The sequence below is a fragment of the Exiguobacterium sp. SH31 genome (assembly GCF_001816105.1).
GTDB classification, from domain to species: Bacteria; Bacillota; Bacilli; order Exiguobacteriales; family Exiguobacteriaceae; genus Exiguobacterium; species Exiguobacterium aurantiacum_A.
Window position 1 is genome coordinate 1 of the sequence record NZ_LYTG01000028.1, and the last position, 20,324, is coordinate 20,324.

General features: G+C 52.3%; 20 protein-coding genes and 1 riboswitch. Of the genes, 7 read left to right on the forward strand and 13 right to left on the reverse strand.

Features of this window, described 5'->3' with window-relative positions:
- Nucleotides 1-62: 62 nt before the first annotated feature.
- The 4 genes from A6395_RS03735 to A6395_RS03750 all read right to left on the reverse strand — a co-directional run bounded on the left by A6395_RS03735 (nt 63) and on the right by A6395_RS03750 (nt 3,497).
- Nucleotides 63-893 (reverse strand): MetQ/NlpA family ABC transporter substrate-binding protein, encoded by an 831-nt coding sequence (locus A6395_RS03735; protein ID WP_070328740.1) that lies wholly within the window; start codon nt 891-893, stop codon nt 63-65.
- A 29-nt stretch (nt 894-922) separates the two neighbouring features.
- On the reverse strand, nt 923-1,585 hold the full coding sequence (locus A6395_RS03740; protein ID WP_071397922.1) for a methionine ABC transporter permease: 663 nt from the start codon (nt 1,583-1,585) through the stop codon (nt 923-925).
- Nucleotides 1,575-2,603 (reverse strand): methionine ABC transporter ATP-binding protein, encoded by a 1,029-nt coding sequence (locus tag A6395_RS03745; protein ID WP_071397923.1) that lies wholly within the window; start codon nt 2,601-2,603, stop codon nt 1,575-1,577. Before A6395_RS03745 ends, A6395_RS03740 begins: the two co-directional genes overlap by 11 nt.
- Nucleotides 2,604-2,681: 78 nt before the next feature.
- Nucleotides 2,682-2,787: riboswitch (SAM riboswitch) on the reverse strand.
- Between the two features lie 452 nt (nt 2,788-3,239).
- A complete protein-coding gene (locus A6395_RS03750; protein ID WP_131441425.1) occupies nt 3,240-3,497 on the reverse strand; it encodes a thioredoxin family protein in 258 nt (85 codons plus the stop codon).
- A gap of 190 nt (nt 3,498-3,687) precedes the next feature.
- Here A6395_RS03750 and A6395_RS03755 point away from each other — a divergent pair, with 190 nt between their 5' ends.
- Nucleotides 3,688-4,743: a PTS sugar transporter subunit IIC gene (locus tag A6395_RS03755; RefSeq protein ID WP_071397924.1), complete on the forward strand. Its 1,056-nt coding sequence runs from the start codon at nt 3,688-3,690 to the stop codon at nt 4,741-4,743.
- Nucleotides 4,744-4,787: 44 nt separating this feature from the next.
- Here A6395_RS03755 and gcvH read toward each other — a convergent pair whose 3' ends face one another.
- Genes gcvH through A6395_RS03770 form a run of 3 tightly spaced genes read right to left on the reverse strand, consistent with a single transcriptional unit; the run spans nt 4,788 to nt 6,347 of the window.
- Entirely contained in the window at nt 4,788-5,171 is a 384-nt protein-coding gene (gene gcvH, locus A6395_RS03760) for a glycine cleavage system protein GcvH (RefSeq protein ID WP_071397925.1), read from the reverse strand.
- Nucleotides 5,172-5,219: 48 nt separating this feature from the next.
- Nucleotides 5,220-5,573, reverse strand: a complete 354-nt coding sequence (locus tag A6395_RS03765; RefSeq protein WP_070328735.1) for an arsenate reductase family protein — start codon at nt 5,571-5,573, stop codon at nt 5,220-5,222.
- A gap of 45 nt (nt 5,574-5,618) precedes the next feature.
- On the reverse strand, nt 5,619-6,347 hold the full coding sequence (locus A6395_RS03770) for a hypothetical protein (protein WP_252100505.1): 729 nt from the start codon (nt 6,345-6,347) through the stop codon (nt 5,619-5,621).
- A gap of 253 nt (nt 6,348-6,600) precedes the next feature.
- On the opposite strand from A6395_RS03770, the gene tnpA reads away from it, so the two are divergent.
- Together tnpA and A6395_RS03775 are read left to right on the forward strand one after the other, a co-directional pair.
- Nucleotides 6,601-6,999: an IS200/IS605 family transposase gene (gene tnpA / locus A6395_RS15665; protein ID WP_084812923.1), complete on the forward strand. Its 399-nt coding sequence runs from the start codon at nt 6,601-6,603 to the stop codon at nt 6,997-6,999.
- A 4-nt stretch (nt 7,000-7,003) separates the two neighbouring features.
- Nucleotides 7,004-8,080 carry an RNA-guided endonuclease InsQ/TnpB family protein gene (locus A6395_RS03775; protein WP_071397927.1) on the forward strand — a complete coding sequence of 359 codons (1,077 nt, stop codon included), beginning with the start codon at nt 7,004-7,006 and terminating at the stop codon, nt 8,078-8,080.
- A 146-nt stretch (nt 8,081-8,226) separates the two neighbouring features.
- On the opposite strand, the gene A6395_RS03780 is transcribed toward A6395_RS03775, so the two are convergent.
- From A6395_RS03780 to A6395_RS03790, 3 genes are read right to left on the reverse strand one after another with little or no spacing between them, the layout of a single operon-like run.
- Nucleotides 8,227-10,011 (reverse strand): acyl-CoA dehydrogenase family protein, encoded by a 1,785-nt coding sequence (locus A6395_RS03780; RefSeq protein WP_071397928.1) that lies wholly within the window; start codon nt 10,009-10,011, stop codon nt 8,227-8,229.
- 13 nt (nt 10,012-10,024) lie between these two features.
- Nucleotides 10,025-11,197 (reverse strand): acetyl-CoA C-acetyltransferase, encoded by a 1,173-nt coding sequence (locus A6395_RS03785; protein ID WP_071397929.1) that lies wholly within the window; start codon nt 11,195-11,197, stop codon nt 10,025-10,027.
- A 19-nt stretch (nt 11,198-11,216) separates the two neighbouring features.
- Nucleotides 11,217-13,628, reverse strand: a complete 2,412-nt coding sequence (locus tag A6395_RS03790) for a 3-hydroxyacyl-CoA dehydrogenase/enoyl-CoA hydratase family protein (protein WP_071397930.1) — start codon at nt 13,626-13,628, stop codon at nt 11,217-11,219.
- A 214-nt stretch (nt 13,629-13,842) separates the two neighbouring features.
- Here A6395_RS03790 and A6395_RS03795 point away from each other — a divergent pair, with 214 nt between their 5' ends.
- From A6395_RS03795 to A6395_RS03815, 4 genes are all read left to right on the forward strand, one after another.
- Nucleotides 13,843-14,745, forward strand: a complete 903-nt coding sequence (locus A6395_RS03795; protein ID WP_071397931.1) for an SDR family oxidoreductase — start codon at nt 13,843-13,845, stop codon at nt 14,743-14,745.
- Nucleotides 14,746-14,985: 240 nt separating this feature from the next.
- Nucleotides 14,986-15,432 (forward strand): hypothetical protein, encoded by a 447-nt coding sequence (locus A6395_RS03800; RefSeq protein ID WP_159429445.1) that lies wholly within the window; start codon nt 14,986-14,988, stop codon nt 15,430-15,432.
- 83 nt (nt 15,433-15,515) lie between these two features.
- Nucleotides 15,516-16,076, forward strand: a complete 561-nt coding sequence (locus A6395_RS03805) for a YcxB family protein (RefSeq protein ID WP_070328727.1) — start codon at nt 15,516-15,518, stop codon at nt 16,074-16,076.
- A 357-nt stretch (nt 16,077-16,433) separates the two neighbouring features.
- Nucleotides 16,434-16,859 carry a hypothetical protein gene (locus A6395_RS03815; RefSeq protein WP_070328725.1) on the forward strand — a complete coding sequence of 142 codons (426 nt, stop codon included), beginning with the start codon at nt 16,434-16,436 and terminating at the stop codon, nt 16,857-16,859.
- Nucleotides 16,860-16,918: 59 nt separating this feature from the next.
- On the opposite strand, the gene A6395_RS03820 is transcribed toward A6395_RS03815, so the two are convergent.
- From A6395_RS03820 to A6395_RS03830, 3 genes are all read right to left on the reverse strand, one after another.
- A complete protein-coding gene (locus tag A6395_RS03820) occupies nt 16,919-17,836 on the reverse strand; it encodes a proline dehydrogenase family protein (RefSeq protein ID WP_071397934.1) in 918 nt (305 codons plus the stop codon).
- Nucleotides 17,837-17,993: 157 nt separating this feature from the next.
- Nucleotides 17,994-18,665: a PAQR family membrane homeostasis protein TrhA gene (gene trhA / locus A6395_RS03825; RefSeq protein ID WP_070328723.1), complete on the reverse strand. Its 672-nt coding sequence runs from the start codon at nt 18,663-18,665 to the stop codon at nt 17,994-17,996.
- Between the two features lie 94 nt (nt 18,666-18,759).
- Nucleotides 18,760-20,202, reverse strand: a complete 1,443-nt coding sequence (locus A6395_RS03830) for a carbon starvation CstA family protein (RefSeq protein ID WP_071397935.1) — start codon at nt 20,200-20,202, stop codon at nt 18,760-18,762.
- Nucleotides 20,203-20,324 lie beyond the last annotated feature (122 nt).

Here is a 20,324-nt window from a genome sequence, read left to right on the forward strand (position 1 = left end):
TATTGAAGCAAAACCACTGCAAACAAAAAAGGCCCGGGATGTCCCAAGCCTAAAATCAATCATTATTTAACCGGTACGACCGCACCTTTGTACTCATCCAAGATCCACTGTTGTGTCTCTTCTGATGTCAATACTTCAAGGAGTGCCTTGACGCGCTCATCGTCTTCGTCGCCTTCACGCGTGACGATCAAGTTGACGTACGGTGAATCTTCGCCTTCAAGAGCGATTGCGTCTTCGAGCGGGTTGAGTCCGGCATCGATCGCGTAGTTCGTGTTGATGAGGACGGCATCGCCTTCACCGTTGTTGAACGCTTGTGGGAGAAGTGCCGCTTCGACGTCCGTCTTGAACTCCAAGTTTTTCGGGTTGTCGACGATGTCAGCGACTGTCGCGTCTGTCGTCTTGCCGTCAGCGAGCGTGAGCAAGCCTTCTGTTTGAAGCATCGTCAAGATTCGTCCGTGGTCAGCGACCGACGAGCTCATGATGATTTCAGCGCCGTCTGGAAGCTCATCGAGTGATTTGTAGTCTTGTGAGTAGACACCGATCGGCTCGATGTGGACGCCGCCGGCTGAAGCGAATTTATAGTCTTTGTTCTCAGCCATTTGTGACTCGAGGTACGGCTCGTGTTGGAAGTAGTTCGCGTCGAGTTCGCCAGCTGCGAGCGTCTTGTTCGGGAGCACGTAGTCTTGGAACTTCTTGATTTCAAGCGTGTAGCCTTTTTCTTCATATTCGTCTTGGACGTGCTCTAAAATCTCGGCGTGTGGTACGTTCGACGCGCCGATGATGAGCGTTTTATCGTCGCCCGAGCCTGATTCTGAGTCCCCTCCGCCACATGCCGCGAGAATTGTGAGTGCTGATGCTGCTGTCAATCCGAGTACTGTTTTCCATGATTTCATTATAAAACCCTCCATATGGTTGTATTTGATTAAGCTGATCGCTTATCGATTTTTGAGACGAGTCGATCGCCGATGAACTGAACGACGAAGACGATGACTAAGATCAATACGGTCGCGACGAACGTGACGTCGCTTTGTGAACGCTGGAACCCTTCGAGGAACGCCAAGTTCCCGAGACCACCACCCCCGACGACTCCGGCCATGGCCGTGTAACCGACGATGGCGACGATCGTCACCGTGATGCCTGACACGATGGCCGGGAGTGCCTCCGGGAACAACACTTTATAGACGATCTGCCATTTCGTCGCGCCCATCGACTCGGCCGCCTCGATGACACCGCGATCGACTTCGCGGAGTGCGAGCTCGACCATACGTGCATAAAACGGGGCCGCACCGATGATGAGCGCCGGGAGCGCCGCCGTCGAGCCGAGCATCGTTCCGACGAGAAGGAGCGTGAACGGAATGAGCAAGATGATTAAAATAATGAACGGGATCGAGCGGAACACGTTGACGACCGCGCTGATGATCGTGTAAATCGGACGATTCTTCATCATGAGCGGTTCGTTCGTGACATATAAGAGCATGCCGAGGGCGAGACCGATGACGAATGTCGCGGCTCCTGCGACGAGCGTCATATAGAGCGTCTCCCACGTCTGTTCGAGCATGACTTGCCAATCTACATTAGGAAACATCGCTTTCTACCTCCACTTCCACTGCCTGCGATCGGATTGAGGCGATGGCCCGCTCGACTTCAGCCGGCTCTCCGATCAATTGGATGAATAGCGTTCCGAGCGCGCCGACTTGGGACTGCGTCACGTTACCGCCGATGATGTTGAAGCCGATGTCGTGCTGTTTCAACACTTCCGATAAAATCGGCTGTTCGGCCGTCTCGTTCAAGAACTTAAGTTTGACGATTTGGCCACTCGGATAACGTGCTTTCAAATGCTCGAACGTGAGCGACATGTCGTCGACGGCACCGATCTGTTTGACGAACTCTTTCGTGATCGGCTGTTCCGGATGTTGGAACACGTCCGCGACTTGGCCGGTCTCGACGACTTTCCCTGCCTCCATGACGGCGACGCGATGACAGATTTTTTGGATGACGTGCATCTCATGGGTGATGAGGACGATCGTCAGTCCGAGCTTCTTATTGATGCTGACGAGCAGCTCGAGAATCGAATCGGTCGTCTTCGGGTCGAGTGCGCTCGTCGCTTCATCGCAGAGGAGCACGTCTGGATTTGTAGCGAGCGCGCGGGCAATCCCGACTCGCTGCTTTTGACCGCCCGATAGTTGCGACGGATAGCTGTCTTCACGTCCGGCGAGACCGACGAGATCGACGAGCTCTTGGACGCGGCGTTTACGTTCACTGGCCGGTACCCCGATCAGTTCGAGCGGGAAGCTGATGTTCTCAGCGACAGTGCGCGACCATAACAAGTTGAAGTGTTGGAATACCATCGAGACGTTTTTGCGCACCCCGCGCAGTTCTTTCGGAGTGAGCTTCGTCAGCTCGCTCCCTGCGACGACGATCTCACCGCTTGACGGTGACTCGAGTCGGTTGAGCAGACGGATGAGCGTCGACTTCCCCGCCCCTGAATATCCGATTATTCCAAAAATTTCGCCGCTCTCGATTGTGAGCGACACATCATCGACCGCCTGGACTCGACCGTTCTTCGTGTCGAACCATTTGGCCACATTACGTAATTGAATCAATACCTTTCCCTCCTGACAACAAAAAAAGTACACACGTTTGAGCAAACGTGCGTACTTTATCGGTACGGACAACGATTGCTCTCATCTTCCAAGGTTCTCACCTTGCTGGAATTAGCACCATTTCGGATTGCTCCGCGGTTGCTGGGCGTCATAGGGCCAGTCCCTCAGCCTCTCTTGATAAGAGTGTTGTTTATTCGATTAGCTTTATAATAGCGACACATTATTTTCATGTCAAACTATTTTGTGCGAAAAATCAAAAAAAGGTGCCATCCGAGGATGACACAGAACGTAGCACCTTGAGTCACGGAAGGACAACCCATAGATGAAACTCTTTTGCCCGATCAGAGTGTTCATCCTTATATGGGGGATTCAAGCCATCCATCACTCGGCCTTAGAACGTACCATGCGGTTACGCGGTAGGTGTCCCTGCGCTTGATTTTTTTGGGGGACAATCGAAGGGAAGGTCCACCTAAAAGTCGCGTAAAGTGATGCACCGGCTGTTCTAAAACGTCTTGATGGCTGGAGAATCTCGTCCTATATTGTGTTCAAGTAAGATGTTGTAATGAATATACCATTCGTGAACTTTCTGTGTCAACTGATTATTTAAAATTTTCTGATTATTCTAATCATCCTATCTCATTTAACGAAAGATAGGACGTGCTGCACGTTTTGGAACGCATATAATCGGTCTTCGACTTGGCCGTCTTTAAGCTTTAACAGCGCCGGGACGCTCATGACTTGATACGCTTCTAACTCTTGCGGGATAAAGTTGGCGTCCTGCTTGTCAATCGCGAGTGTCGGGTCGACCGCTTCGACGACGGCGAGCATCCGCTCGGCCACAGCGCATGTTCCACACATCGGGGCGTATATATATAACAATCCGTCTGTAATCATTGTTCTCACCTCTTTTATAAGTATATGAATGTGAGCCGATCTGTTCAAAAGTTGTGCTCACCCCACGAATTTTCTGAATCGTTCAACATTTCCTGTTGACGCTTCACGAAAAGAGGCATAGTATGGTCATTAACTTTAACGCTTTCGTACATAACAGCGTATACGTAGAAAAGGACAGGTGAATCGACTTATGACGGAACAAACGAAACTGACAGGCAAACAATTTTTGATGAACGTATTGAACGGACTCAGTCTCGCTATTTTAATCGCCCTCATCCCGAGCGCATTGCTCGGTGAATTAACGAAAGCCATCTTACCGTATTTTCCGTCTTTGCAGTTCATCTTAGACGCGACGACGATCGCGATGCGCCTACTCCCGGTCATCATCGGTGTCACCGTCGCGATGCAATTCGGACGCTCGGCACTCGAGGCCGGGACGATCGGTATCGCGACCCAGGTCGGGAGCGGCGCTATCCGTATCGAGGAAGGCGCGTTCCTCATGGCCGGAATCGGCGATGTCATCACGGCCGGTGTGACCGCCGCCCTCGCGACATATATGGTCATGCAGCTATCGCCACGCTTAAAGACGTACACCGTCCTGGTCTTACCAATGACGGTCATCGTCATCGCCGGCGGAATCGGCATGTTCTTACTCACGTACATCTCACAGATCACGACGTACATCGGCACAGTCATCATGACGATGACTGAACTCCAACCGATCGTGATGGGCATGTTGATCGCGATGGCGTTCTCGCTCATCATCGTCTCCCCGATCTCGACGGTCGGGATCGCGACGGCGATCAGTCTGTCCGGTGTTGCCGCCGGGGCCGCTAACCTCGGCGTCGTCGCAGCCGGTTTTGGTCTCGCTATCGCCGGGTGGCAGATGAACGCGACCGGGACGTCGCTCGCTCACTTCCTCGGCTCACCGAAAATTCAAATGGCGAACTTCGTCCGTCGTCCGATCATGATGCTCCCTGTGCTCGCGAACGCGGCCATTCTCGGGGCGCTCGCCGGTATCCTTCGTATCGAAGGAACACCGATCAGTGCCGGATTCGGTGTCTCTGGACTGATTGGACCTGTCAACGCCCTGCACTTGATGCCAGGCGGATTCGCGCTCTGGAACGTCATGCTCGTCATCGTCTTGTTCGGCCTCATTCCGGTGACGCTCGGGATTGTCTTCTATCGGCTGTTCAACCGGACATCACTCATCCAGCCTGAACATTACCGCCTCGACTTCGACTAAATCAAAAAATCCCGGCTTCTCATAGAGAGAAACCGGGATTTTTGTTAGCCTTGAATCATCGTTTCATATTCTTCTGCCGACATGAGTTTGTCGACGTCCGTTGAATCGTTCAACTCGACTTCGATCATCCATGCGCCTTCGAACGGTGCTTCGTTGACAAGTTCCGGCGAGTCCGCGAGTGATTCATTCACCGCCGTGATTTTCCCAGAGATCGGTGCGTACAATTCAGACACCGTCTTGACCGATTCGACCGAACCGAACGGCTCGTCGAGCAAAATCGTGCCGCCGACTTCAGGAAGTTCCACAAACACGATGTCCCCTAGTTCGCTTTGTGCGAAATCCGTGATCCCGATGCGGGCAACGCTTCCGTTCACTTCAACCCATTCGTGTTCTTTTGAATAACGTAGATTTGCAGGTACTTTGCTCATCATGACTTCCCCCTCAAATAAATTAGACTCACATGTGTATTATAGCACTTAGCCCCAAACGTCTGTAAATGACTTTTCTGAAAAACCGACCGTCGATTTTTGACCGTCCGTGACGATTGGACGCTTTAAAAGCATACCATTGCTGACTAAAAGCTCGATTTGTTCGTCTTCTGACAAATTCGGGAGCTTATCTTTAATGCCTTCGTTGCGGTACACTTGCCCGCTCGTATTGAAAAACTTTTTGAGCGGCAGCCCTGACTGTTGCCAGATCGACGCGAGTTCATCTTTTGACGGTGTCGCCTCGACGATATGAACGTATGTATACGCGACGTCGTTCTCCTTCAACCATTTCTCTGCCTTCTTACACGTACTGCATGGCGGATAGCCATATAGTGTCACCATATTTATCACCTCTTGTTTTACTGTAGCATACTCCATTCCCGCAAATCACGCTTCGAGCAAGCGTGCGATTTCTCGCTTCAGCGTCGCGTTGACCGGGTGACGCGCTTCGATATAGCTCAGCATCGCCGCGGCCGCTTCGACCGACTTGCCGTAACCTGGAAGCCATTCGCTGAGCCCGGCGACGAGCTCCGGGTGCCGTATCTCGACCCGGCGCGTCGGATTGAACGGGTCGCCCGTCTCTCCATGTGCTTTCAACACGTTGTTGACGGCCGCGACTTGGATGAGTTCGAAGCCGGCGAGCTTCTCTCCGCGTCGTTCACGGAGCAGACCGACGTACAGGTTCGTCAGCGCCTCTTCGTAGCAATACGCTGCGTCTCGGACGTCCGTGACGAGCTTAGGCGTCGCGAACGATTCGAGCGCTTCCTCCCGCTTCCAGACGATCCGTCCCGGAGTGTAGGCAATGTGTGGCATCTCGAACAGTTCGAACACGGCGAACTCCCCGTAAATACCGTCCGCGTACATGATCTTGTGGCCGTCTTTCGTGTTTTGGAATTGGTAAGCGATCGGTTCAACCTCGAGCCAGTCCAAGTTGTCGATGAAGCGGGTTTTTCGTCCGTCCTCGACGATCAAAAAGAAATCGAGGTCGGAGTAGTCGTCGAGCCGCTCGGTCTCGAGGCCAATCGAACCGAGGGCGAGCAGCATCAGCGCCCCTTCTTGTTTCGCGACCAAACGCCCGATTCGTTCCATTCGTTCCAACAGTTGATCTCGTCTCATAAACATTCCTCCTTTTCCTCATTGTACGTTCTGATCAAACGAAAAAGAAAGGGCTGACCGCGTCCGGCCACCCCTCCCTGTTCGAGAAATTTTTATTACAGAATTTGCGAACGAGAAAGCCCACTCCTTTAGTGGTGGGATGAACGTGAGCTTGATTTCGGAGTCCCGTTAGTCGGAACTTCAGAAATCAACAAGCAGCATCTTATCCCGATAAAATGTATCACTCTAATAAATCTAATGATACAATGGACGTATGAACAACTACAGAAGAACCAAAACCACCGTATCGATGATCCATTATCATTTCGTGTTCTGCCCGAGGTATCGCCGAAAACTATTTGATGACGATACGTTCGAGCAACGATTCAAAGAGATCGTCCGTGATGTCTGCGAAGAGCTCGACATTCGACTCATCTCCATCGCGTGTGATCGGGACCACACACATCTATTCTTGTCGGCGTTGCCATCCCTCAGCCCGTCTGACATCATGGCGCGCATCAAAGGCGTCTCGTCGAAGCGACTACGAGAGGAATTTCCCCATCTCACACATCTCACAAGCCTTTGGACGAGATCCTTCTTCGTCTCGACGGCCGGAAATGTTTCCAGCGAGACCATCAAGCGTTATGTCGAGGAACAAAAGACAAGGAGGTGACACCGTGTCGCAGACATTGACGGTGAACATCAAACTTCATCCGACAAAAGAGCAACAATCGATCTTAGAGCGGATGATGCGCACCTACATCGGCACGACGAACCAGCTCGTCTCGGACATGGTGCAGGCTCGAGAAAACTTAAAGCTGACGAGCAAAAACGTGAGTTCCGATCTGCCGAGCGCCGTCAAGAATCAGGCCATCCAGGATGCGAAGAGCATGTTCAAAAAGGCGAAGAAGAAGGGCTTCCAGGTCGTCCCTGTCCTCAAGAAGCCGTACTGCACCTGGAACAACCAAAACTACTCGTTCGACTTCGAGTCGATCTCTCTTCCAATCATGATCGACGGCAACGTCAAGAAGACGGCGATCCGCGCCGAGATGGTCGACCCGGACAACCGGAACGCCACGCTCCTCGCCAACAAGCTCGGGACGCTCCGCATCATCAAGAAGTCGAACAAGTGGATCGCCCAGATCGCCGTCACGATCCCCACGACGGAGAAGGGGGGCACCAACGTGCTCGGGGTCGACCTCGGCCTGAAAGTCCCCGCCGTCGCATCGACAGATCGTGACAAGGCGCGGTTCTTCGGGAACGGGCGTGAGAACAAGTATATGAAGCGCAAGTTTCGTGCGAAACGGAAAGAGCTCGGTCAACAGAAGAAACTGGATGCGATCAAGAAGCTGAACAACAAAGAACAGCGCTGGATGAAAGACAAAGATCACAAGGTGAGCCGTGAGATCGTCGACTTCGCGAAAGAGAACAAGATTTCTGTCATCCGCCTCGAAAGATTGGCGAACATCCGACAGACGGCAAGAACAAGCCGTAAACACAACAAGAACCTGCACACCTGGTCGTTCTATCGCTTGGCACTATTCATCACGTACAAGGCAAAGCTCGAAGGCATCAAGGTCGAATCTGTCAATCCGGCCTACACCTCCCAGACATGCCCTTCTTGTGGAGCAAAAATTAAAGCGAAAGACCGAACATATTCCTGTCCGTGTGGATTCAAAAAACACAGAGATCTAGTCGGTGCGATGAATATCCGATACGCACCTGTGGTCGATGGTAACAGTCGACCAGCCTGAGAACCTATACGGTCTGTCTCAGGAGGGGTGATGGCACACCCTCATCTGAAGGCTTGAACAAAACAGAAATGGACTGCGTTCGCACAAGCACTTCAGAATCCCACTCATACCGAAGGGGTGAGCTTGCGGCTTTAGCCGTGGGAGTGTCAAACGATGAACTTGTTCGCTTTGATGAGACTCGCTGCGACTTCGCGCTTCGTACCGATGACGTTGATTGGCTGATAGCGGCTGAACTTCTTCATCGCCGAGAGCAACATCCGTTGCTCGTCGCCGGACGCTGCCGCGTACAACACTTCTTTCGCCATGAGCTCGACTTGCTTGAACACTTGCTCGGCGAAGATTTCCGTGTAACGTACTTTTTGTTGGTTCTTATCGATACCAGTCCGCGCAATCGCTTTATCCGTCCGCGCAATCGCCGCTTCGAGCGCATAGATGGCGCTGATGATGTCGGCGATCTTGGCGAGGATTTCTTGCTCGTTTTGGAGGTTCTGCTGATATTTCTGGACGGCTGTCCCGGCGATCATCAAGTTGATCTTCTTCATGTTCGATAGAAGCATCTTCTCGCGCGCGAGCGGTGAACCGTCGAGCTCTTGCGGCATGTAGCTCATGAGCTCTTTTTGGAGCTTCTGTGCTTCGGCGAGGAGCGGCAAGTCGCCTTTCATCGCTTTCTTGAGGAGCGTGCTCGGGACGATCAAGCGGTTGATCTCGTTCGTTCCTTCGAAGATCCGGTTGATCCGTGAGTCACGGTACAAGTTTTCGACCTCGTACTCGGTCATGAAGCCGTAGCCGCCGTGAATTTGAACGGCTTCGTCGACGACGTAGTCGAACGTCTCAGACGCAAACACTTTGTTGAGCGAGCATTCGATCGCATACTCCGCGATCGATTGGGCGACTTTCGAGCCGTCGCGCATGTTCTCGTCACCAAGCGCATCGAGGCTGTCTTGGAACAAGCCGCCTGTGCGGTAGACCGAGCTCTCCATCGCGTAAATGTTCGCCGCCATCGTCGCTAATTTTTCTTGGATGAGCGGGAACTGGCTGATCGGCGTCTTGAACTGCTTGCGCTCGTTCGCGTATTGGACCGAGAGATCGAATGCACGTTTTGATGAACCGACCGCTCCGACCGCGAGTTTGTAACGACCGACGTTCAAGATGTTGAAGGCGATGACGTGCCCTTTACCGACTTCACCTAACAGGTTATCGACCGGGACTTCGACGTCTTGTAAAATGAGCGTCCGCGTCGACGATCCTTTAATGCCCATCTTCTGCTCTTCAGCACCTGTCGAGACGCCGTTGTAGTCGCGTTCGACGATGAAGGCGCTGAACTTGTCGCCGTCAATTTTCGCGTAGACGACGAACACGTTAGCGAAGCCTGCGTTCGTGATCCATTGTTTCTCACCGTTCAAGACGTAGTGCGTTCCAGCCTCGTTCAAGACAGCTGTCGACTTCGCGCCGAGCGCGTCCGACCCTGAGCCTGGCTCTGTGAGCGCGTACGCTGCGATCCATTCGCCCGTTGCGAGCTTCGGCAAGTACTTATGCTTTTGCTCTTCCGTCCCAAAGAAGACGATTGGAAGCGTCCCGATTCCGACGTGAGCGCCGTAACTGAGGGCGAACGAACGGGCTTTGGCGAACCGTTCCGTGATGATTGATGACGAGATCTTGTCGAGCTGATAACCGCCGTACTCTTCAGGTACATCGGCACCGAGCAAACCGAGCTCGCCCGCTTCTTTCAACAGTTCGACCGAGAGATCGAACTCATGTTTTTCGATGCGTCCAAGTACCGGCATGACACGGTCGTCGACGAAACTCGACGTCGTGTCCCCGATCATCTTATGCTCGTCTGAAAAGTCTTCCGGTGTGAAGAGACGATCCGCGTCGAGTGCGTCAATGACAAAGCTACCGCCTTTAATCAATTCGTGTTCTGTACGTTCCATAGTCATTTCCCCCTTATAGTAATTCGAAGACGCCAGCAGCGCCCATTCCGCCACCGATGCACATCGTGACAACCCCATATTTCTCATTGCGTCGTTTCATTTCATGCAGAATCGATACCGCAAGTTTCGCGCCCGTACAACCGAGTGGATGGCCGAGGGCGATCGCGCCGCCGTTGACGTTCACTTTGGACGGGTCGATGCCGAGTTCACGGATGACGCCGAGTGATTGGCTCGCGAACGCCTCGTTCAACTCGAACAATCCGACTTCTTCAAGCTTCACGCCAGCCATCTCTAACGCTTTCGGGATGGCGACGACCGGTCCGATCCCCATCACTTCCGGGCGGACCCCGCCGACTGCGAACGAGAGGAACTTCGCCATCGGCTTCAAGCCTTGGCGTTCCGCCTCTTCCCGCTCCATGACGAGTACGGCTGCAGCGCCGTCTGATACTTGTGACGCGTTACCGGCTGTGACCGACCCTTTGATTTTGAAAGCTGGACGCAATTTGCCGAGTGCTTCGACCGTCGAGTTGGCCCGGACGCCTTCGTCGTGCTTGACGACGAATTCACGTTCCGCGACTTTCCCGTCTTCACCGAGGACGTGCTCGATGACCGTCACCGGTACGATCTCTTCTTCGAACTTGCCGCCTGCGATCGCTGCCGCCGCTTTTTGATGGCTGTCGATGGCGAACAAGTCTTGGTCTTCGCGCGAGATGTTGTACTCAGCCGCTACGCGTTCAGCCGTGTGGCCCATGCTCATGTAGTATTCAGGCGCCGTCTCCATGATCGTCGGGTTCGGACGGATGACGTGTCCACCCATTGGGACGAGACTCATCGATTCCATTCCGCCGGCAATGATTGCCGTCGCTTGACCGATCATGATCTTCGCTGCCGCGTCCGCGATCGCTTGAAGGCCTGACGAGCAGTAACGGTTGATCGTGACGGCGGGTACTTCGTGTGATAGTCCGCCGCGTACGGCCGCATAACGGGCGATGTTCATCCCTTGCTCCGCTTCCGGCATAGCGCATCCCATGATGACGTCGTCGATTGGTCCGTTATAACCCGACCGCTCGAGCGTCGCTTTGATGGCGTGACCTGCGAGCTCGTCCGAACGAACGTTTCGGAACGACCCGCGTTTTGCTTTTCCGACCGGTGTTCGTGCACCGGCCACGATGACTGCTTCTCTCATCTGTTAAGTCCCCCTTTTGTCAGTTCCGAAGTGGTTTGCCTTTGACGAGCATATGTTGCATCCGTTGCTGCGATTTCGGTTCTCCGATGAGGCTCAAGAACGCCTCACGCTCGATGTCGAGGAAGTATTGCTCGTCGACCATCGTGCCGTATGCCAAATCGCCGCCGCTGATGACGTGAGCAAGTTTTTTGGCGATCTTCAAGTCGTGCTCTGAAATATAACCACCGTAGAACATCTCGTACGCTGCGAGTTCGAGCGTCGCTTTCCCGGTTCGACCGACGACCGGCAACTTCTCGCGCATCGGCGCGACGTATCCGTCTGTAAGTCCAAGGACGGTTTGTTTCGCGTCGAACGTCAAGTGGTCACGGTTCATCGAGATGCCGTCGACCGGACGATGATAGCCGAGCGCTTTCGCGTCATACGCCGACTTCGATACTTTCGCCATCGCGATGTTCTCGAACGTCTGCTGTGCCGCCTTCTCGATGTTTTGCATCGATTTCGGCGTCTGTTCAAGTAGACGACGGTACGTGTTGACGTTGCCGCCGCCGCCAGGGATGAGACCGACACCGACTTCGACGAGTCCCATGTATGTCTCGAGCGCTGCTTGCATACTTGCTGCCGGCAAACTGATCTCCGTGCCGCCTCCGAGTGTCATGCCGTAAGGTGCGACGACGACCGGGCGACCTGCGTAACGGATTTTTTGAACGACTTGTTGGAACTTGTTGATGATCCAGTCGAGCTCATACCAGTTCTCGTCTTCCGCTTCCATGAGCATCATCGCGAGGTTGGCGCCGACGCAGAAGTTTTTACCATCGTTGGCGAGGACGAGTCCTTTGAAGTCTTGCTCGACGAGGTCGATCGATTGCTCGATCATCTGCATGATGTCGACCCCGATCGCGTTGTTCGGTGACGTGAACTCGAGGGCGACGACGTCGTCACCGATATCGATGAGGCGAGCCCCGCCGTTCTCGAGGATGATCCCGTTCGACTTGGCGAGCGGTGCAAGTTTCAATTCTTTCGGGTTGACGGTCTTCTCGACGTACGTCCCAGACGCTTGATCGTAATACTGGTCCCCTTTATAGAAGGAAGTGTGTCCGGCAGCGAGCATCTCATCGATCCACGCCGGGACGGCATATCCTTCCGCTTTCATGCGTGCGACCGATTTTTCGACACCGAGTGCGTCCCATGTCTCGAACGGTCCGAACTTCCAACCGAATCCCCACTTCATCGCGTCATCGATGGCGACGATCGAGTCACTGATCTCACCTGTGAGTCGTGCCGAGTAGACGAGCGTCTTCGCCGTCACCGGCCAGAGCAACTGTCCGACGCGTCCCTTGTTCAAGATCGCGCCTTTCAGTTTCGCTTTCGAGCCTGGGAGCGACTTGATTTGGTCGAGCTCAGGTCCTGTAATCGCTTTCAATTGTTCGTACTCAAACGTGCTCAAGTTGAGTTCCTGGATGACTTTCCCGTCTTTCTTATAGAACCCTTGACCAGACTTTTGTCCGATCCAACCTTTTTCGACGAGCGTCTTCATTTCAGCAGGGACATCGAACGTATCTTTCTCCTCGCCCGCTTCGAGCGCCTCATAGACGTTCCCGGCGACGTGGACGAACGTGTCGATACCGACGACGTCGAGCGTACGGAATGTCGCTGATTTCGGACGGCCGATGAGCGGTCCTGTGATCGAGTCCATCTCGCCGATCGTCGCGTTCTGTTTCAACATCTCCTCGAACGTGACGAGCAGGCCGTACGTGCCGATGCGGTTACCGATGAAGTTTGGCGTGTCTTTCGCCTCGACGACGCCTTTACCGAGACGGTCCTCAGCAAAGCGGGCCATGAAATCGATGACCGGGCGCGCCGTCTTCTCCGTCGGGATGAGTTCGAGCAGCTTCAAGTAGCGCGGCGGGTTGAAGAAGTGCGTCCCGAGGAAGCGTGACTTCAAACCTTCCGGCAAGGCGCTCGCCATCGCTTCGATCGAGATCCCAGACGTGTTCGAGCTGAGTATCGCGTCTTCGCGGATGTAAGGTGCGATTTTGTCGAACAGTTGCTGTTTCACGTCGAGCCGTTCGACGATGACTTCGATGACCCAGTCGGCTTCTTTCAATCGTTCGAGATCATCTTCTAAGTTCCCGACCTCGATGAAGTTCAAGTGTTCCGCCGTCGCGAGCGGCGCCGGAGTTTGTTTCAACAACTTGTGACGGTTCTCGGACGCGATCCGATTCCGTACTTCCGGTGATTCGAGCGTGAGTCCTTTCGCTTCTTCTTGCGCCGTCAATTCACGTGGTACGATGTCGAGCATGAGCGAACGAACCCCCGCGTTCGCCAAATGGGCCGCAATCCCCGCCCCCATTACTCCTGAACCGATGACGACCGCAAAACGGATATTGCTCGTCAAACGGAGGTCGGCTGATTGTTCGATGTGACTCGTCATATTGTTCCCCCCTCAATGAGAATGAATAGTGATTCATTTCACGCGTAAAAAAAATCGCAATCACCATCGTGTTTACTCTTCTATCATAAATGAATGACAATTCATTCGCAAGCGTTCATTTTTCAAATTCATTCCATTTTTCTGATTTACGATTATTTTTTGATGTGTGTGGTATAGACACATTGAGTCAATTTTTGAAAGGGGACTAAACAATATGAGTGACAATCGTTTAAATACAGTCGGAAGCCGCAAGGATTTTGAATCGTTCAAGAAGGACGGACAAGCGCAAGCCCATCAACCGGGAATCGATTCGAAGATGGAGCCGTTCCCGATCTATGAGCGCGAAGGATATAAAGGAAGCGACAAATTGAAAGACAAAGTCGCCATCATCACAGGCGGTGACTCGGGGATCGGGAAATCGGTCGCCATCTTCTTCGCCCACGAAGGCGCAAACTCGGTCATCGTCTACAAAGACCAAAACGAGCTCGAGGACGCCGAGGCGACGAAGGAACGGATCGAAGAACTCGGTCAAGCGTGCTTGTTGCTGCAAGGTGATCTCGGTGATTCGGCGTTCTGCCAAGACGTCGTCAAGCAGACGCTCGAGACGTTCGGCCATTTGGACATTCTCGTCAACAACGCCGCCGAGCAACATCCGCAAGAGTCGCTCCTCGACATCTCGGACGACCAGCTCGAGCGGACGTTCCGGACGAACATCTTCAGCATGTTCTATTTGACGAAAGCGGCGCTCCCGTACTTGAACGAAGGCGCGAGCATCATCAACACGACGTCGATCACGGCGTATGAAGGTAACGACCAGTTGATCGACTATGCGTCGACGAAAGGTGCGATCACATCGTTCACACGCTCGCTCGCCAAAAACTTGGCCGAGAAGAAGATCCGCGTCAACGGCGTCGCACCAGGCCCGATTTGGACACCGCTCATCCCGGCTACGTTCCCGGCCGAGAAAGTCGCCACGTTCGGTGACTCTTCTGAGATGAAGCGTGCGGGTCAACCGGCAGAGCTCGCTCCGGCTTACGTCTATCTCGCAAGCGACGACTCGACGTACGTCAGCGGGCAGGTCATGCACGTCAACGGTGGTACGGTCGTAAACGGATAATCTTGTAAGATGGCCCAGTGTTCAGTCACTGGGCTTTTTTTATGGGAAATTAACCCAGCGTATGTTAACGTTATTTGCAGGAATTAGTCCAGTCATTTAGACGATTATACGGAAGAAAGGAGCCAACGCTTGATGATTCATTTTCAATTGACAAAAGATGATTTTTTCGCCTTACAAAAAAACTTCATCGAAAATTCCGATTACCATAAAAGAAGAGCTAGACACGTCACGATTGTATTGATGTTGCTTACAGTATTATGGGGATTCTTGCTCACAATTTTTTTGTTACCTCAAACGATTTCTGTCCCCCTATTCCTCGGACTCGCCATCGGTTCAAGTTTGTTCCTAGCGCTTCTATTGTTCCCCTTCTTAAAAAAAGCGTATGTAAACATCACACTTTGGCAATTCCGCTATCTACTGAAACAAGAGACGAAATGGCCACGTGACATCACGTTGTACATCAACGAAAACGGGATTGAGCGCAATTCACTCCACAACAACGTCAATAAACGCCTTCAAGTCGCATGGGACGCGATTGAACGAGTGAGTGGGGACGAGACAAATCATTACCTGTACGTTGAGGCAAGAGAAACGATTGTTGTACCGAAGCAAAACCAAATGCTGAGCGAGACGGAACAAAATAAAATCAATTACTTATTACAACAAAACTTAAATATCACACTCTAGTTACCTATGTCACCTAAAGACAGACATGGTCCAATGTTTCTAGACTTACACGTATATGACTTGATCAGAAAGGAGTAGCTCAAATGGTCACAACGTATAAACTGACGCTTGAAGATGTTCTATCATTTCAACAGGACATGATTCACCATTCAAATCAACATAAGAAGAGCCGCAAAATATGGTTGATTTTTATGAGTGCCCCTGCATTCCTGCTCGGATATTTAGCTACAACTTTTATTCTACCTCCCCCCGAGTCGATCGCTTTATTTTCACTCACTGTAATCGGTGTAGGGATTTTGTTTGCGCTGTTGCTCAGACCGCTCCTGAAGGATTTATATGCACCATTCGCCCTTCGGCAATTTCGTCTAGTTAATAAAGACAGTGCCTGGCCAACAGACATCACGCTCCAACTTTCTGACAGTCACGTCGAGATGCATGTCGTTCATGGCAAAATCAATCGAACGACTCAAGTCCCTTGGACGTCCATTCTCAAAGTGAACGAGAACGAGACGCATCGCTTTCTATATTTTGAAGACGATGAAGCGTTGATTATTCCGAAATCGAAAGCTGGAATCACTGAAGTCGAGCAAAGCGAAATTGACCGCTTATTAGGAAAACATCTTTTGATTAAAAAATCGATTTAATAGAGTGGTCTATTACTTTAGGAGGTGCTGTACATGCTATCTTGGTTAGGCATAACGAAAGAAAAGGAAACGGGACGGCAGTTTTTTGGGAACATACATAAGAAAACAATCACGTTCGTCTTGCTTTCGTCCCTTGTGATACTCTTCGGGGTGAAATCATTGTTGACTTATCTACTCCCAAAAGCAGCTCTCGCTGACCCCTTGGTTGCTGTACTGCCAGGTACAGTAGGCATTCTTGTTGCTCTAGTGTATGTTCTAGTTCTAGAACGACTCTTACTAGACAAGGCCGAACGTGGAAAGTAATATGTCATCTGACGAGTATACTAATGACGAATAGGTAAAAATGGAGGCCAATCGATGACAAACCAGCACAGCGATGATGAGTATGAAGCGTACGATGAAGACAGGTTAGAGTTCGATCCTTACTTTTCTCATGAGGCTAAAATGGAAGTCAGTCTGAATGCAGCTGGGGTCAATTTCGTCGGCAACGCAGAAGGCTATCTCGCCCTCGCGAGAATGTTTACGTTTTTAGCCGAAACACATATGTCAATTCGCATGGAAGAAAATCCTTCGCCTGATATAAATACTTCCTATGGGTATGGCCCGTATCATATGACCGATTACATCCGAGACAAGTTCATTCAAAATAAACAGTATGTATTTGACCCGGGTGCCTTGCATGATTCACATCCAGAACATGAAAAAGAGCTTTTCTTCTGGCTATCTGATCAAATCGGTCCAGATTTCTGGGTCGAAAATCGAGAAGATGACGAGCAGGAATAACGCCTCATAAGAACTCCATAAAAAAGCACACAAGTTCGATATGAACTTGTGTGCTTTCCTCATTTTTTGACCATTCCTTTTAACACGAACGCCACGTTGGCCGGACGTTCGGCGAGGCGGCGCATGAAGTAACCGTACCAGTCACGGCCGTACGGCACGTAGACCCGGACTTTATAGCCTTGGCGGACGAGCTCGAGTTGACGCTCGACCCGGATGCCATACAGCATTTGGAACTCGAACTGGTCGAGTGGGATGTTGTTCAATTTCACATGCTCGATGATGGCATCGATCATGTGGTCGTCATGGGTCGCGATAGAGGCGTAGTTCCCGTTCGCAAGATGGAGTTTGACGAGCTTCAAGTAGTTGTGGTCGACGTCTTCTTTCTCCGGGAAAGCGACCGTCGCCGGCTCTTTGTAAGCCCCTTTGACGATACGGAGGTTCGGCTTGAGCGGCGCGAGATGATTGATGTCGTCTTCCGAGCGGTACAAGTAAGATTGGATGACCGTCCCGAGTCCGTCAAAGTCCGCTTTCAACTTCTTGAACAAGTCGAGCGTCTTCTCGCAGCGCGACTCGTCTTCCATGTCGATGGCGACGAAAACGCCGACCGACTTGGCCGTCGTCAAGATTTGACGCATGTTGTCCTCGATCAACTCGTCCGAAATATCGAATCCGAGTGACGTCAGCTTGAGCGACATGTAGGCGTCGAGCTTCTCTTCGGCCATAATCTCGATGGCACGGATGATCTCGTCACGGTTCTGGTTCGCTTCGTGAACCGTCGTAATAAATTCCCCTAGATGGTCGACCGTGACCGATAACCCTTTCGCGTTCAGTTCGCGAATCGTCGGCACCGACGTCTTGAAATCTTCTCCCGCCACAAATCGTGACGCCCCGAACCGAAGCCCGTACTTTTTAGCCAAACTGTTGAGTGCTTTGTTTTGAGACATGTAAATAAATCCATCGCGTAACACTTTTTCCATCAGATTTTCCCCCTTGCGTATACACCCATCTATCTCTATGACGATGTCTGAAATTATTATGACATACAAACGGCAATCCGTCTGCTTTTTTGTAACCGTTTCCACCACGTCATTCGCCAACTTTACAAAAAAGCAGACGCCCTCACGGACGTCTGGTTCACAGGCCTGTATTCGGTGCGACGTAGAGCAAAATACTAAGGAAGACGAACACGCTCCCGGCGAGCACGAACAAGTGCCAAATCGCATGATTGAACGGCAGTTTCTGCCAGACGTAAAACACGATCCCGACCGAATAAGCGAGCCCACCAGCAAGCAGCAACATGAACCCTTGATGGCCGAGCGACTCGTAGAGCGGACGGATCACGATGATACAAATCCACCCGAGCCCAAGGTACGTCACGTTCGATACCCACATGTACTTCCCGGTCGAATACATTTTCCAGACGATGCCTAAGATGGCGACGCCCCAAACGATGCCGAATAACACCCATCCGAGCGTTCCCTGAAGCGACACGAGTGCGAACGGCGTGTAGCTCCCGGCAATCAATAAGTAAATCCCAGCGTGGTCGAACACTTGGAGCACCCGCTTAGCCCGTGGATGTGGGATCGCATGCATGAGCGTCGAGAACAAGTACAACAAGATCATCGATACCCCGAACACGCTCACCGCGATGACGTTGCCTGTGCTACCGGTCTCAGTCGCGGTCGTGACGAGTAGGACGAGAGCGACGATGCTGAAGATGACCCCTAGTCCGTGCGTGACGGCGCTCGCGATTTCTTCTCCGAGCGTATCGGCATGGAGCATGTCTTTTAGTTTCTCTTGATCCATTCGGGTCCCACCTTTCTTTCCTTGCCTCTATTATGGATATTCCCCAATTTTGTTGCAAACAAAAACACGGGTCTGTAAAAACCCGTGTCCTCGATTAAGCGACTTCTTTCACCGGAACGTCACATTCCATATTTTGTGCCCGCATCGCCCGTGCGCGCATGTGGAACAAGACGAGCAGCGTCACTGTACCGATTGTCGAAATGACGTACGGGATCACCCCATCCATCTTGAAGCCTATCGGTGCTGTGAGAATGTAGAACCAAACCGCATATAGCATGAACGTCCCTGGAATAAGTGCGATCCAATGGTTGCGTCCTTTAATGTACAAGTACATCGCCCCGACGAACAAGGCGATGACCGCCGTCGTCTGGTTGGCCCAGTTGAAATACTGCCAAAGCATCTGGAAGTCCATATTCGTCAAAACATATGAGATCGCGAAGAGCGGAAGCGCAATCCAAAGACGTGACGAGAACTTTTTCTGTGCGATTTTCAAGTAGTCGGCGATAATCATCCGGGCACTGCGGAACGCCGTGTCGCCTGACGTGATCGGCAAGACGATGACGCCGAGGATGGCGAGCGTGCCGCCGATGCTGCCGAGCATGAGTGTCGCCACTTCCTGGACGACGAGTGCCGGAGTACCTGCGCTGATGAGTCCGAGCAACTCGCCTGGCTCGAAGATGGCCATGGCCGCTCCGGCCCAAATCATCGCGATGACGGCCTCGACGATCATCATGCCGTAGAAGATGCTGCGGCCATTGCTCTCTTTCATCGTCGTCCGCGAGATGATCGGCGACTGCGTCGCGTGGAAGCCCGAGAGTGCGCCGCACGAGATCGTGAAGAACAAGAGTGGCCAGATCGGCAAGCCGTCCGGGTGCATGTTCGTCAATGTCATCTCTGGGATTTGATAGCCTTGGACGAACAAGCTGACCCCAATCCCGATTGCGCTGATCATGAGGAGCGCCCCGAAGAACGGATAGATGCGGCCGATGATTTTGTCGACCGGGAGGAGCGTCGCTAAGATGTAATAGGCAAAGATGGCAAAAATGACGAACACGAGCGTCGACGCGTTGCCGTCGAACAAGTTGTTGATCATGTTACTCGGTGACGTGACGAACACCGTCCCGACAAGGAGCAGTAGTAACAGGGCGAACCCGTTGACGATATGGCGGAGCGAGCGGCCGAGGAACTTCTCGGCGAGCTGCGGCAAGTGCGCCCCGTTGTTACGGAGCGAGATCATCCCCGTCAAGTAGTCGTGCACCGCTCCCGCGAAAATTGATCCGAAGACGATCCACAGGAAGGCGACCGGACCGTAGAGCGCCCCCATGATTGGACCAAAGATCGGGCCGACGCCAGCGATGTTCAACAGTTGGATCATCGAGTTCCGTTTTTTCCCCATCGGCACGTAGTCGATGCCATCCTGCGACGCATAGGCGGGCGTCGTCCGCTCTTCCTTGATGCCGAACGTCTTCTCGACGTAACGGCCGTAGACGATGTACCCGACAATTAAAATAGCTAAGGCAATAAAGAATGTAATCATGTGTGATGTCCCCTTTTAAACTGTGTAGCCGATCCCCATCGGCCCCGAAAAATGAATCCTGATGTTTTACGCATATAATGTAAACGCTTTCGTGATTGATTATACAGCAATTCCCAACGTTT

Coding starts and splice junctions, on each gene's coding strand:
- A6395_RS03735 (WP_070328740.1), bottom strand. CDS start 893: ATGAAATCATGGAAAACAGTACTCGGATTGACAGCAGCATCAGCACTC.
- A6395_RS03740 (WP_071397922.1), bottom strand. CDS start 1,585: ATGTTTCCTAATGTAGATTGGCAAGTCATGCTCGAACAGACGTGGGAG.
- A6395_RS03750 (WP_131441425.1), bottom strand. CDS start 3,497: ATGATTACAGACGGATTGTTATATATATACGCCCCGATGTGTGGAACA.
- A6395_RS03755 (WP_071397924.1), top strand. CDS start 3,688: ATGACGGAACAAACGAAACTGACAGGCAAACAATTTTTGATGAACGTA.
- gcvH (WP_071397925.1), bottom strand. CDS start 5,171: ATGAGCAAAGTACCTGCAAATCTACGTTATTCAAAAGAACACGAATGG.
- A6395_RS03765 (WP_070328735.1), bottom strand. CDS start 5,573: ATGGTGACACTATATGGCTATCCGCCATGCAGTACGTGTAAGAAGGCA.
- A6395_RS03770 (WP_252100505.1), bottom strand. CDS start 6,347: ATGAGACGAGATCAACTGTTGGAACGAATGGAACGAATCGGGCGTTTG.
- tnpA (WP_084812923.1), top strand. CDS start 6,601: ATGAACAACTACAGAAGAACCAAAACCACCGTATCGATGATCCATTAT.
- A6395_RS03780 (WP_071397928.1), bottom strand. CDS start 10,011: ATGGAACGTACAGAACACGAATTGATTAAAGGCGGTAGCTTTGTCATT.
- A6395_RS03785 (WP_071397929.1), bottom strand. CDS start 11,197: ATGAGAGAAGCAGTCATCGTGGCCGGTGCACGAACACCGGTCGGAAAA.
- A6395_RS03790 (WP_071397930.1), bottom strand. CDS start 13,628: ATGACGAGTCACATCGAACAATCAGCCGACCTCCGTTTGACGAGCAAT.
- A6395_RS03795 (WP_071397931.1), top strand. CDS start 13,843: ATGAGTGACAATCGTTTAAATACAGTCGGAAGCCGCAAGGATTTTGAA.
- A6395_RS03800 (WP_159429445.1), top strand. CDS start 14,986: ATGTTGCTTACAGTATTATGGGGATTCTTGCTCACAATTTTTTTGTTA.
- A6395_RS03805 (WP_070328727.1), top strand. CDS start 15,516: ATGGTCACAACGTATAAACTGACGCTTGAAGATGTTCTATCATTTCAA.
- A6395_RS03815 (WP_070328725.1), top strand. CDS start 16,434: ATGACAAACCAGCACAGCGATGATGAGTATGAAGCGTACGATGAAGAC.
- A6395_RS03820 (WP_071397934.1), bottom strand. CDS start 17,836: ATGGAAAAAGTGTTACGCGATGGATTTATTTACATGTCTCAAAACAAA.
- trhA (WP_070328723.1), bottom strand. CDS start 18,665: ATGGATCAAGAGAAACTAAAAGACATGCTCCATGCCGATACGCTCGGA.
- A6395_RS03830 (WP_071397935.1), bottom strand. CDS start 20,202: ATGATTACATTCTTTATTGCCTTAGCTATTTTAATTGTCGGGTACATC.